This window comes from Paramicrobacterium fandaimingii, assembly GCF_011751745.2.
GTDB classification, from domain to species: domain Bacteria; phylum Actinomycetota; class Actinomycetes; order Actinomycetales; family Microbacteriaceae; genus Paramicrobacterium; species Paramicrobacterium fandaimingii.
Window position 1 is genome coordinate 2,813,369 of the sequence record NZ_CP061170.1, and the last position, 12,390, is coordinate 2,825,758.

Below are 12,390 nucleotides of genomic sequence, written 5' to 3' on the forward strand. Positions count from 1 at the left end.
TTCGCGCTTCGGCTACCGCGCTGAACGCCGGCGCTTGTCACGCCGCCCGCGAAAGAGATATCCGGCGGCGAACGACAGAACGAGAACGATCCCGATGGCGAGCCAGAGCGGCCAACGCACCGTCATCCACAGAATCGTCAGATTCGCATCGTGCGAGTTCTGCGCCATGAACACAATGACGAGCACCACGAGCACAAGCGCTATCCAGTTGGTGCTTGAAAGCAATCGTTTGAAACCACCTGCGTTGTTGCTGTCGCTCATCGCGAGTGCTCCTGTCCCTGACCGTGCTCTGACGCTATCCAGCCACGGGGCGACGGTCAAGAGCTCTGCGCGCTCCACTCGGCGGCAATCGGCTTCGGCTTTGCAAAGAAGAGCGTCGCGATAGCTCCGACAACGGCAAGTGCGGCGGGAAGCAGCAGAGCCTGCCCCATTGCTGCACTGAATCCCGCATGGAGAAACTCCGGAAGCACTCCAGAGAGGGCGGCAGCGTCCGGGCCCGCTGCGTGCCCGCCCGCAGGCAGCTCCACTGCGAGGCGCGCCTGCATCAGCATTGAGATTGACGCGCTCCCCAGCACCGCGCCCACCTGCCGAGTCGTGTTGTAGACGCCAGAGCCGGCACCAGCGAGCGCGGGAGGAAGATTGCGCGTTGTCATTGTCGCGAGCGGCCCCCACATGGCAGAATTCGCCAGCCCCATCACCGCGCTCGGCAGCAGCAGAATCCAGATCGGCTGGTCTGGAGTGAGAACGGCGGCGTACCACGCCAAGGAAACCGCGCAGCAGGCCATGCCCGCCGTTGCGACGAGCCGCGGGTTGATGTGGTCGATGAGACGGCCGACGAAGGGTGCGAGCACGCCGGAGATCACGGCCATCGGCACAAGCATGAGGGCTGACTCCGTTGGGGTGAGCCCTCGCACCATCTGCAGATAGAAGATGAGCGGCAGCGACATACTGATGATCGCAAAGCCGACGGTGGTGATCACGGTGTTGCCGAGCGAGAAATTGCGATCGCGGAACAGCCGAAGGGGAACAAGCGGTTCGCTGCGCGTAAAGCGCTGCCACACGACGAACGCGGCGAGGATGACGACACCAGAGATGATGAGCGACCACACGGAGATCGGTCCCCAGATCTGACCCCAGTCGTAGCTTTGGCCCTCTTGAATTCCGAAGACGAGAAGAAACATGCCGACGGCGCTGAGGATGACGCCGACGATGTCAAAGCGATGCCGGTGCGTCGTCAGCGCTGGAACGTAGCGCACGGCGGCGACGAAGGCGATGATGCCCACGGGGACGTTGATGAAGAAGATCCATTCCCAGCCGAACCCGTCGACGAGAACGCCACCGAGAATCGGTCCGACAAGCGAGGCGACTCCCGCTGTTGCTCCCCACAGACCCATGGCGGCTCCGCGCTTATCGGGTGCGAAGATGCGTGTGATGACGGCCATCGTCTGCGGCGTCATCATTGATGCCCCGAAGCCCTGCACGACGCGTGCGACGATGAGCATGGTGATGTCGCTGGAGAGACCGCACGCGGCTGACGCGACCGTGAATAGGGCGAGACCGATGAGGTAGAGCTTCTTTGGTCCGAAGCGGTCGCCGAGGCGGCCCGTGATGAGCAGCGGAACAGCATACGCGAGCAAGTAGGCGCTCGTCACCCAGAGCACGCTCTCGATCGTGGTGTCGAGACCCGTGATGATCGCGGGGTTGGCAACGGACACGATCGTCGTGTCGACGAGGATCATGAAGAAGCCGATGACGAGTGCCCAGAGTGCTGGCCATGGGCGGAGGGTGCGATCCATGAGTGTTCCTGCCTCGATCTTTCTGTGCGGAGGAACGCCGTCATTCACCGCATGTACATCCAGGAGACTACTCCTTGGAACCGACATGGAAGCATCCAGCAGGGACGCAGATCCGGCATCTGGACAGCGCTCAGCACTGGGGGAGCCCTCCGCGACTGAACAGGAGAAAGCATCCGGTCAACCCTCGGCTGGTCAGCAGCCACGACTCCGTGTAGCGAAACTCATCGCCACATCAGAATGGTGGTGTGTTGGGAAGCTCCATTCGCTCGTTGTTGTTCGCCGCGTCGGCCTGGGCAAATTGGACATTTGACGTTCGGGGCACCCGGTAGGTCTTCCCGAGTGGTGAGACCCATTCGATTTCATTATCGTCGGTGACGGTAACGTCCCATTGGGTGTGGTGTCGGATCATGTGGTGTTGTTCGCATGCTGCTTGGAGATTGCTGAGGCTGGTTTCGCCGCCGCGCTGCCATTCTTTCCGATGATCGAGGTCACAGGTGGTGGCAGGTCTGTCGCAGCCGATGCCGATGCAGGTTTCGTCCCGTAACTGCACGGCCCGTTTCAGATCCGCCGGGACAGCGTAGCTGTGCCGGCCGACGGAGAGCACAGCCCCGGTCTCCGGGTGCGTCAGCAGCCGGGTGAAACTCGGCGCCTGCGCCGCCAACTCGCGTGCCATTTCCGGTGCGATGGGCCCGTACCCGTCCAAATGCGCGGGCTCCTCGGAGTGTCCGAGCAGTGTCATGACGGGGACGGTGACATACACGGTGGGTCGGATGCTGCCGAGCCGGTCAGCGCCGACACCAGATGCGCCGACACCGGGCTTGTCACCGGAATCGGCGGTGAACCCGATCATGAGTGCATCGATGATGGCGTCGGTCTCGATCTGCGCCACCGTGCGCTCATCCCCGGCAGCCTTCAACGCCCGCGCTGTCAGACGGGCAGCATTGCGCAGGCTCTGCACCACCTCGATCGGAGCACTCACACTGAGCACCCCCATACCGTCCTGGGTGCCGTAACACTCCACACGACGGTTCGTGACCGCCTCGGTGCGCCGTTCACTGATCGAGTCGGGAAACAACCCCTCCCGGATCTTCACTACAGCCCGAGAGAACTGCGTCGGCGACTGCTGGATGGCTTTCGGCAACGCTTTCGCCTCAAACGCCGCGACCTCGTCGGCGCTCAAGCCGACAGACTGGCGGATCATCGCATCAGCATGCTGCCGGGTGACCTCGCCGGCATCTAACGCGTCGAGTGTTGCCGGGAGCGTCTCGCACAGCGTCTCAGCATCGTTGATGAGTCCGGCAGCCTGGCTCTTCGTGATACCGAGTGCAGCACCGATCTCCTGCGCCAATGACGAACGAACCCACCCCTGCGACTCGCCCGTCAGATCGGCACGGACGAGCCCGTGAGCGTTCGGGATGAACACCCCCGGGTGCTCAAGGGCATCCTGCAACATCGCATACATGCCACGCAACCGGGACGCCTCCGCCGCCGCAATCAGCTGCGAATCATCAACAACACCGCCCAAACGAAAACGCAAAGCACCAACGACAGCATCGTCGCCAACATCGCCTTCGCGAGACTTCGGAGAGTCCGCTGGCGGCGTCGGTGGCGGCTGATGGGATCTCTCATGGTCCTCCGAAGGCACCCACTCCTCGGGCCCATCCGGAGGTTCTCTGTAATCATCCATGCACCAATTTTGCCATCATGCACAGACACAGATTCGAATAACCTGCCATCTGTGGATAACTTAGATTCGAAGTTATATTCGACCTTGTTCTGTGGAGAACAGGCACGACGAGCACAGCATCCACGAAAATAATCGCCCGTTACAGAAAGGCCCGATAATGGAGTGGTGAGCACAAACCTGACACCCGCCGGCTGGAACCACCTCTATTCGGGAAAGGTGCGTGATCTTTTCGAGCCCGCCTCCCCCGCTACAGATGTAGCCGGAGCAGGCGACGCCATGCTGCTTGTCGCCAGCGACCGCGTGAGCGCCTATGACTACGTGCTCTCCCCCGGCATCCCCGGAAAGGGCGAAGTGCTCACACGCCTGAGCCTCTGGTGGTTCGATCAGCTCGATGTTGCCAACCACCTCGTCGCCAGCCACAGGGACGGCGAGCGCGGCCACACCGCACTTCCCGTCGAGGTTGCCGAGCGGGCGATGCTCGTGAAGAAGCTCGACATGTTTCCCGTTGAAGCCGTCGTGCGCGGCTACCTGACGGGATCGGGCTGGAAGGAGTACGAGCAGAACGGCACAGTCTGCGGCATCTCCCTCCCCGACGGCCTGCAGAATGGCGATCGCCTTCCCGAGCCGATCTACACACCGGCGTGGAAGGCCCCGCTTGGCGAGCACGACGAGAACATCTCATTCGCGCGCACCGTCGAACTCGTCGGCGACGAGGATGCCGCGGCGATCCGCAACCTCGCCCTCACAATCTATGCGACAGCGGCGAAGACCGCTGAGTCGCACGGGCTGATTCTCGCCGACACCAAATTCGAGTTCGGTCGCGATCCCGAGACGGGCGATATCGCCCTCGCCGACGAAGTGCTCACTCCGGACTCCTCGCGCTACTGGGACGCCAAGGCATGGGCATCGGGCGAAACCCCCGAACAGCGCATGGCCAGCTTCGACAAGCAGATCGTGCGCGACTGGCTCACCGAGAACTGGAACATGGCCGGCACTCCCCCGGAGCTGCCAGCAGAGATCATCGAGCGCACGGCGGACCGCTACAGCGAACTCCTGGAGCGCATGACGGCGAGCTAGACCTCGCCCGCGCCATCGACGAGGCGCTTCTGCTCGGCGGCGCGCTTGCCCATCTCGACGGCGGCGAACGACGAACCGACGCCGAGAAGCAGGGCGAACAGTCCGCCACCGCCGCCCCAGCGCGATTTTCCAAACGCCGCGTCAATGGACGCACGTCCCGGCCCGTCGCTGGCGATGGCGACGAGGGCCGAGATGAGCACGAGGTTGTATTCGAACCCGCCGTTCGAGTTCCACACGCCGTTCTTGCCGTGCACCTTTCGAATCGCCGTCACCATCGACGCGATGAGCCCACCGGCCGCGACCGGCGTTGCCGCGCCGGCGATGATCGCCGCGCCTGCACCCGTCTCAGCAAGAGATACGGCAAGCGCATTCTCCTTCGCCGGTTCCATGTCGAGGCTCTCCATCATCTTCTCTGTGCCGTCGAGGCCAGGACCGTCGAACGATCCCTTCAGCTTCTGCAGCCCGTGCCCGACGAAGAGCCCGCCAACGACCACCCTGACCAGAACACGTCCCCAACTCATAAGAGCCCCTCCTCTGACTTCGCTGTTCAGAACCACTGTTTCGAAGCGTACGGCGGAAAAGTGCAGAAGCCAAGGGACATGAGCTTGCAGGAATGTTGTCGCTACAACTATCGTTATACCCATCATGACCACTGCACCCGATACCTCCACAAAGCTTGCGGCCGACACGTCCATGGGCGCCGTCACCCTTCTCGTCTCCGACCTCGACGGCATGACGGCGTACTACCGCGACGCCGTCACCCTGCAGGTTCTGTCTGCGACCGAGAGCACCGTCACCCTCGGCCGCGGGCGCGAGCCCCTCGTTGTGCTCGAGCACTCTCCCGCGCTCGCCCACGCTCCTGTCGGTGCGGCTGGCCTGTTTCACACGGCAATCCTCTTCGAATCGCAGTCGGCTCTCGCCGCGGCGCTCTATTCGGTGGCGCGGGCCCAGCCCGGCACCTTCACCGGCAGTGCAGACCACCTCGTGAGCCAGGCGTTCTACTTCACAGACCCCGAGGGCAACGGAATCGAACTCTACTGGGATCGAGACCGCACCGAGTGGAGCTGGGTTCACGGCCAGGTCGAGATGGCGACGCTCTACCTCGATCCGAATGAATACCTGCGCGAGCATCTCACAGAGCAGGGAGCGACGACACCGGATGCTTCCGAACTCGGCGGGGCCGTGATCGGCCACGTGCACCTTTCCGTCGGCGACACGGCGACCGCCCGCAAGTTCTACGTTGACACCCTGGGCTTCGACGCAACAGCATCCCTCGGCAATCAGGCTCTCTTCGTCTCGGCGGGCGGATACCACCACCACATGGCGATGAACGTCTGGAACAGTCGCGGGGCCGGGCCCCGCATGCCGGCGCTCGGCCTCGGGCGCATCGGCATCGAGCTGCCCACGCGAGACGGGCTCGGCGAGCTCGACGAACGCCTGCGCCACCACAAACTCCAGACACGAGACGACGGGAAGACGCTCAGCTTCGACGACCCGTGGAACAACCTGATCACCGTCAACGCCGCCGAATAAGATCGCCGGCACGGGCCTCTCAACGGCATAATTGAGGATGCTGGAGGTTGCCCGTGCCACTCGATCCCTACTTCGCTGCCATGCATCGATCGCACCTGCGTGATCTCGCTCACCAGTTTCGACGCAGAACGTTTCTGTCGACTCGGCGCTTCTTTGCGCGATTCGGTCCGCGAACGGCGAGGCAGCAAGCGCGCAAAGCGTCACGCGCACAGGCTGCGTCTTCGGCGAGAAAGTCGACGTCGGAGTGGAAGCGGAAGAATGCGCATGCGTGGGACACCAAGTTCTTCGATCGCATCGGGGTCTACGGCCCCACCGTCCCCACCGAAGACCGCACGATCGCCGTTGACGGGTACCCCGACGTGCGCGTGCGCCTCTACCGACCGACGACGGATGGCGGTGGACCGCTACCCGCAGTGATCATGTTCTTCGGAGGGTCCTTTCAACTCGGCGGCATCGACTGGGCAAGTGAAGACGCTCTCTTTCGCTCACGCACCGCAGACGCCGAGGTCATCACGATTGCCGTCGATTACGCGCTCGCCCCCGAGCACCGCTTTCCCACTCCCGTCCGACAGGGGTACGCCGTTCTCGACTGGGTGCACGGGAACGCCGCCGACCTGGGCATCGACCCGACGCGAGTCGCCATCGGCGGCATCTCCTCTGGCGCAAACATCGCGGCGGCGGTGACGCTCGCCAATCGGCAGCGAGCGCGGCATCCGATCTGCCTGCAGATTCTCGAGGTGCCCGCTCTCGATCTGACGGGCAAGCACATCGACTTCACGCCGCTGTGGACCCTGCACGTTCCCTATTTTCTCGCACGGCGCGAGCTCGTTCAGGTGGCGAACGCCTACCTCGGCGATCGCTCACGCGCTCGCGATCCGCTCGCCTCGCCGCTGCTCGCCCCCGATCTGCGCGGGCTGCCGCCCGCCGTCATTCTCACGGCTGAGTTCGACGTTCTGCGCGGCGATGGCAGGGCGTATGCTCACGCTCTGCGTGCGGCTGGCGTTGCGGCGTCGGCCGTTGAGTACGAGGGTGGTGTGCACGACACCGTCGACTACCGTGCCGTCGTTCCTCTCGCAGAGCGCTGGCATCGCGACGTCGTGACAGCGCTGCGCACGCTGCACGACCCGTCGACGCTCCGGAGCGGGCGGCCCGACGTCACACCTCCGGGCTGACTCCGAGCATTGCGGGAAGCGCGGCAATCGACTCCAGCACCTCGTCTGCGCCGGCCTGATGCAGCTGCTCGGCGTCGGTTGCTCCCGTGAGCACTCCGACGTTCAGCCCAGCACCCGCCGCGAGCCCGGTGCGCATGGCATCTACCGTGTCGCCGACGATGACCATCGAGTCGACTGACGCCGCGCCCGTGCGCATCAGCGCGGTGAGGGGCAGATCGGGAAACGGCATGCCCCGCCCCGCATCCTCGGCGCACAGTGCAACATCGATGACGTCACGCCAGCCGAGCATGTCGATAATCGCTTTCATTGTCTCGCGCGAACGACCGGTGGTGAGCGCAATCGAGACCCCCGCGTCCCGCAGCAGTCGAAACATGCGCTCGGCGCCCTCGACGGCCTCAACACCCTCGGCACTCTCAACCACCTCGGGCGCGGCATCGACTAATTCTGTGCCGCGCACCGTTGCTGCGGACAGGTCAAGAACGACCAACTCAACGGCGACGTCGGAGAACTCCACGGCGTCGATGCGCCGCGCCGGTTCGACAGTCAGCGTTTCTGCGTGCATTGTCATGGTGGCGAGCAGCCCTTTCTCTGCGGTGACGACTCGAACGTACGAGTCCGACTCGAACCGCAGGAGTCACGCGCGTGGCCTGCGGGTGAACGATGCGCGAGGGGCAGGTGTCGCCGTCACCGCGCTTGCGACCGGATCAGTCCTCGCTCGCGCGCCGCGGCAACAGCCTGCGTGCGACTCGAAACGCCGAGCTTCGTGAAGATGTGAACCAGGTGCGACTTGACCGTCGCCTCCGACAGAAAGAGCTGCCGTGCAATCGTGCGATTCGACTGGCCATTCGCGACGAGATCGAGCACCTCGGCCTCGCGCAGGCTGAGGGCGACGGACGCGGCATCCTTTCGCGCCTCGAGGCGACCGGCGACGCTCGGGGCGAGCGCGGTCTCCCCCGCCGCAGCCGCCCGCACCGCAGCGAGCAGCTCGGCCGGAGGGGCATCCTTGAGCAGGTAGCCGGCTGCTCCCGCTTCGACGGCGCCGAGAATGTCTGCATCGGTGTCGTAGTTGGTGAGCACGAGCACGCGCGGCCCGCCCGCCTCGCGAATGCGCCGCGTCGCCTCGACGCCCTGAGTGCCGCCGCCGAACTGCAGGTCCATGAGCACGAGGTCGACGTCGATGCCTGCCCTCTGCACGGCGTCGGCGCCCGTCGCCGCCTCGGCGATGACCGTCATGTCACTCTCTGTCTCGAACAGTGCGCGCAGCCCTGCGCGCACGACGGGGTGGTCGTCAGCGATCAACAGGCGAATCATGCTGCCTCCTCTGTGAGCGGTATCGTCGCGGCGAGAGCGGTGCCTTCACCGGGAACCGACTCGATTGACATGCTTCCGCCAAGCTCGATCACTCGACGGCGAATCGCCGTGAGACCGAAAGACGTGCTGTTTCGTTTGTCGAGCGTCGCCGTGTCAAAGCCCGTTCCGTCATCGACGACGTCGAGAGTGACGGCATCCTCATCGAACGTCAGGGTGATGTCGAGGGCCGTTGCCTTCGCGTGCTGCTGCACATTGGCAATGGCGCTCTGCGCGACCCTCAGCAAGGTTGTCTCGGTGATCATAGGCAGCGGCTGCGCCTCGCCGACGAGGTGAAATCGCACACGGGTTGCTCGCCCGCTCGTGCGCAGGGTGTGCTCTGCCGACGCGGCGAGCCGACTGAGCGCTCCGGCGAGAGTCTGCTCATCGAGCACGGGAGGCGTGAGCTCTCTGATGATGCGTCGCGTGTCAACGAGCGCGTCTGCGGCGGTCTGCCTCGCCAGCTGAAGCTGCTCGATGCCCGGCCTGTCCGGATCGACGCGCTCCGTCGCGTGCAGCAGAATCTGAATGCTCGAGAGACCCTGCGCGACAGTGTCGTGAATCTCTCTCGCGAGCCGTTCGCGCTCGGCGAGCACACCGGCTTCGCGCTCGGCGATGGCGAGCTCGCCCCGGGTTGCCGTCAGCTCGTCGATGAGCTTCTCGCGCTCGCGCGCCTCACGGTAGAGCGCCGAGTACCCGCCCGAGATCGCCAGGGCGACCGAGGCGCCGATGACGGGGCCCACGACACCGCCGACGCTGATGCCCGAGTGGTAGCCGAGCATCGCGATCGTCAGCGTCGTCGACACAACGACGCTGACGATGCCCGCGGTCATGGGCAGAAGGTGAAGAAAGAGGAAGAAGAGCGGAAAGACGATGTACGCGGCGTCCATCGTCACCATGAGCATGCCAAGCCAGACGAGACCGAGAAGTCCGATCCACACATACGAGAAGAGCGAGAGACGCTTTCCGGTGAACACGCTCAGATGCGCTGCCCCGGCCCCGCCGAAGTAGACGACGAGCATCGCTCCGCCCAGCACCTGCACGGCACGAGCATGCTCGGACTGCAGAACCTCAGCATGCACGCTCGCGAAAACGATCAGCGCGACGAGCAGAGCGTGCAGCGCCCAGCGCAGCCCCGTGAACACGGGGGCAAGGGCAGAGTGTCTCATGAGACCGAGCCTATTCCGTGCGGCATCCGGACGTCATCCGTCGAAAGTTTGCTGCGCACCGACACAGTAGACTGGAAGCATCCTTGCCGTCAGTGTTTCGTTCGGAGTCACACGTGCCCATTCTTGTTGTTGATGTCATGCCGAAGGCCGAGCTGCTCGACCCCCAGGGGAAGGCAGTGCACGGCGCGCTCTCGCGTCTCGGCCACGCAGCCGTCTCTGGCGTGCGTGTCGGAAAGCGCTTCGAGATTACCGTTGACGAGGTGACGCCTGAGGTCATCAACGACGTTACGACGGTGGCAGGCGAGATTCTCTCGAACTCCGTCATCGAAGACGTCGTCTCGGTGCGCGAGGCAGACGCACGATGAGAATCGGCGTCATCACTTTTCCGGGCTCCCTCGACGATCGCGACGCACAGCGGGCGATTCGATTCGCGGATGCTGAGCCCGTCGCGCTCTGGCACGGCGAACACGATCTCAAGGGCGTCGACGCGATCGTGCTTCCGGGAGGCTTCAGCTACGGCGACTATCTGCGCGCCGGCGCGATCGCCTCGGTATCGCCGATCATGGCCGAGGTGATCGACGCCGCGAAGAGGGGAATGCCCGTTCTCGGCATCTGCAACGGCTTTCAAATGCTCACCGAGGCGCACCTGCTGCCCGGAGGCCTCATTCGCAATGAGCTCGGCACGTTCGTGCGCCGCGACCAGACGCTGCGCGTCGAGAACGCCGACACCGCGTGGACGAACGATTTCTCGGCTGACGAGGAGATCGTCATTCCGTTGAAGAACGGCGAGGGCGGGTTCATCGCCAGCAACGACGAGCTCGACAGGCTCGAGGGTGAAGGCCGCGTTGCCTTCCGCTACGTCGGCGTCAACCCCAATGGCTCACTGCGCGACATCGCGGGCGTCACGAACGAGCGCGGCAACGTCGTCGGGCTCATGCCGCACCCCGAACACGCGATCGAGGCGGGGTTCGGGCCCGACACGGATGCCGCGATGCGCAGCGGCGTCGACGGGCTGCGTTTCTTCACCTCGGCGATCACAGCACTCCAAGCTGTGTAGCGCGTTAGCAGCGGCGCATTCGTCGGGAGTGAGGGGCCAGCCTGCCTAGATTGTCTTCGAGACACCGGCGTCGACTACCCAATTGGCGCCGTGGACGCTGTCCGCAAGTGGTGAGACGAGGTAGGCGATCGTGGTCGCAATCTCACGTGGTTCGATGAAGCGGTTGGTGAGCATCCCCATCTGCGACGGAAGGGCGGCGATCAGTTCTTCCTGGGTGACGTTCATTGCCTGCGCGAGGTCGGCGCCGAAGCTCTGTTTGCCCTCCCAGAGGGCAGTGCGAGTCGACGACGGCGACACCGTGTTAAATCGCACACCCCTTGGGCCGAATTCCTCCGACAATCCCTTCGTTACCGCGTTGAGCGCTGCCTTCGCCGCGCCATACGGCAAAGGTGCGGTCTGCGGTCGACGGGCACTGTCGGACGAGACGTTCACGACGGCTCCGCGCGAATCCAGCAGGGCGGGCAGGGCTGCACGCGTCGTGCGAACGGCCGCGTAGAGGTTCAGATCGACGGTGGACGACCAGGCTTCGTCGCCGAAATCGAGGAAGCCCGCCCCAGGAGCACCGGTGTCGCCACCGCCGACATTGTTCACAAGGATGTCCAGAGTGCCCGTGACGCCAAGGGCGTCTGTCACGATCCGCGCTGGCACATCCGGTAGCGACAGATCGCCGGTGAGGGTCACGGCTCCGGTTTCAGCGAGGGCGGGCGAGATCGTGCGCGAGGCTGTCACTACCCTGACCCCCTCCTCGTGAAGGACACGCACGACCTCCAAACCCATTCCCTTGCTCGCGCCGGTGACGAGTGCAGTTTTGCCCGATAGCTGGAGGTCCATAATGTCTTCTTCCATTCAGGTCGACCCTGTGTCAACACATTAACTGCAACACAGATGATGCAGTTAAGTCAATAGTTGTGACGGTATGATCCTCTTATGGCAGAAATTTCTCACCAACCCCCGCGCCCACTTCGCGCCGACGCCGAGAACTCGATCGCGCGCATCCTCGAAGCGGCCGAGAGAGTGTTCGCCGCCGATCCGTCGGCAAGTCTCGAAGCTGTGGCCAAAGCTGCCGGTGTCGCGCGCACGACCGTGCACCGTCGCTTCTCCTCGAGGGACGACCTGCGCGATGCCCTCGTCGACGTCGTCAACGCAAAGCTGCGTGAAGCTGTGGCCGGTGCGAACGTAGATACGGCGCCTCCTTTGGTGGCGCTGTACCAACTGACCGTGGCGACGCTCGATCTCAAGGTCGACTGGCGAGCATCCTGGCAGTTCATCGACCTCGGCAGCGCGGGCGCTCGAGGTATCGACCCCGACAACATTGCGCAGCTCGATTCTCTCTTACAACGCTCCCTCGCGGTCGGGCTCCTGCGCGCCGAGGTCGACGTGCAGTGGGCACGCAACGTGTACATGGCGCTGATCCATGAGGCGGCAGTCGCCCGGCCCGACGACGAGTCCGCCTCCGAATGGGCGAGGCTCATCATGCAGACCTTGCTCGGCGGCATCGGAAACACCGAGCACGACCTCGAAGCGCTCCTCACCCAGTGACTCGAGTAGAACG

General features: G+C 64.2%; 14 protein-coding genes. 6 read left to right on the forward strand and 8 right to left on the reverse strand.

Annotated elements, in window-relative coordinates:
- Positions 1-12: 12 nt before the first annotated feature.
- From HCR84_RS13570 to HCR84_RS13580, 3 genes are all read right to left on the reverse strand, one after another.
- Positions 13-261, reverse strand: a complete 249-nt coding sequence (locus HCR84_RS13570) for a hypothetical protein (RefSeq protein WP_166980186.1) — start codon at positions 259-261, stop codon at positions 13-15.
- A gap of 56 nt (positions 262-317) precedes the next feature.
- Positions 318-1,796, reverse strand: coding sequence for a DHA2 family efflux MFS transporter permease subunit (locus tag HCR84_RS13575; protein WP_166980184.1), 1,479 nt, complete (start codon positions 1,794-1,796; stop codon positions 318-320).
- 232 nt (positions 1,797-2,028) lie between these two features.
- Positions 2,029-3,144, reverse strand: coding sequence for an HNH endonuclease signature motif containing protein (locus tag HCR84_RS13580; protein WP_195706647.1), 1,116 nt, complete (start codon positions 3,142-3,144; stop codon positions 2,029-2,031).
- A gap of 504 nt (positions 3,145-3,648) precedes the next feature.
- On the opposite strand from HCR84_RS13580, the gene HCR84_RS13585 reads away from it, so the two are divergent.
- Complete coding sequence (locus HCR84_RS13585; RefSeq protein WP_244972493.1) at positions 3,649-4,560, forward strand: phosphoribosylaminoimidazolesuccinocarboxamide synthase; 912 nt, start codon at positions 3,649-3,651, stop codon at positions 4,558-4,560.
- On the opposite strand, the gene HCR84_RS13590 is transcribed toward HCR84_RS13585, so the two are convergent.
- Positions 4,557-5,081, reverse strand: coding sequence for a DoxX family protein (locus HCR84_RS13590; protein WP_166980178.1), 525 nt, complete (start codon positions 5,079-5,081; stop codon positions 4,557-4,559). The two genes, HCR84_RS13585 and HCR84_RS13590, sit on opposite strands and share 4 nt — an antisense overlap.
- Positions 5,082-5,205: 124 nt before the next feature.
- On the opposite strand from HCR84_RS13590, the gene HCR84_RS13595 reads away from it, so the two are divergent.
- On the forward strand, positions 5,206-6,093 hold the full coding sequence (locus HCR84_RS13595) for a VOC family protein (protein WP_244972494.1): 888 nt from the start codon (positions 5,206-5,208) through the stop codon (positions 6,091-6,093).
- Between the two features lie 53 nt (positions 6,094-6,146).
- Positions 6,147-7,265, forward strand: a complete 1,119-nt coding sequence (locus tag HCR84_RS13600) for an alpha/beta hydrolase (RefSeq protein WP_244972495.1) — start codon at positions 6,147-6,149, stop codon at positions 7,263-7,265.
- Here HCR84_RS13600 and HCR84_RS13605 read toward each other — a convergent pair.
- The 3 genes from HCR84_RS13605 to HCR84_RS13615 all read right to left on the reverse strand — a co-directional run bounded on the left by HCR84_RS13605 (position 7,249) and on the right by HCR84_RS13615 (position 9,781).
- A complete protein-coding gene (locus tag HCR84_RS13605) occupies positions 7,249-7,833 on the reverse strand; it encodes an HAD family hydrolase (RefSeq protein ID WP_166980176.1) in 585 nt (194 codons plus the stop codon). The genes HCR84_RS13600 and HCR84_RS13605 overlap by 17 nt on opposite strands.
- Positions 7,834-7,949: 116 nt before the next feature.
- Positions 7,950-8,576 carry a response regulator gene (locus tag HCR84_RS13610; protein WP_166980174.1) on the reverse strand — a complete coding sequence of 209 codons (627 nt, stop codon included), beginning with the start codon at positions 8,574-8,576 and terminating at the stop codon, positions 7,950-7,952.
- Complete coding sequence (locus HCR84_RS13615) at positions 8,573-9,781, reverse strand: sensor histidine kinase (protein ID WP_166980172.1); 1,209 nt, start codon at positions 9,779-9,781, stop codon at positions 8,573-8,575. The genes HCR84_RS13610 and HCR84_RS13615 overlap by 4 nt, the downstream gene beginning before the upstream one ends.
- 113 nt (positions 9,782-9,894) lie before the next feature.
- Here HCR84_RS13615 and purS point away from each other — a divergent pair, with 113 nt between their 5' ends.
- Positions 9,895-10,146, forward strand: coding sequence for a phosphoribosylformylglycinamidine synthase subunit PurS (gene purS, locus HCR84_RS13620; RefSeq protein WP_166980170.1), 252 nt, complete (start codon positions 9,895-9,897; stop codon positions 10,144-10,146).
- The gene (gene purQ, locus HCR84_RS13625; RefSeq protein ID WP_166980168.1) at positions 10,143-10,838 is read left to right on the forward strand and encodes a phosphoribosylformylglycinamidine synthase subunit PurQ; all 696 of its coding nucleotides are present in this window, start codon (positions 10,143-10,145) and stop codon (positions 10,836-10,838) included. The genes purS and purQ overlap by 4 nt, the downstream gene beginning before the upstream one ends.
- A 45-nt stretch (positions 10,839-10,883) precedes the next feature.
- On the opposite strand, the gene HCR84_RS13630 is transcribed toward purQ, so the two are convergent.
- Positions 10,884-11,669, reverse strand: coding sequence for an SDR family oxidoreductase (locus HCR84_RS13630; protein ID WP_166980166.1), 786 nt, complete (start codon positions 11,667-11,669; stop codon positions 10,884-10,886).
- 96 nt (positions 11,670-11,765) lie between these two features.
- Here HCR84_RS13630 and HCR84_RS13635 point away from each other — a divergent pair, with 96 nt between their 5' ends.
- A complete protein-coding gene (locus tag HCR84_RS13635; RefSeq protein ID WP_166980164.1) occupies positions 11,766-12,377 on the forward strand; it encodes a TetR/AcrR family transcriptional regulator in 612 nt (203 codons plus the stop codon).
- The last annotated feature ends 13 nt before the right edge of the window (positions 12,378-12,390 follow it).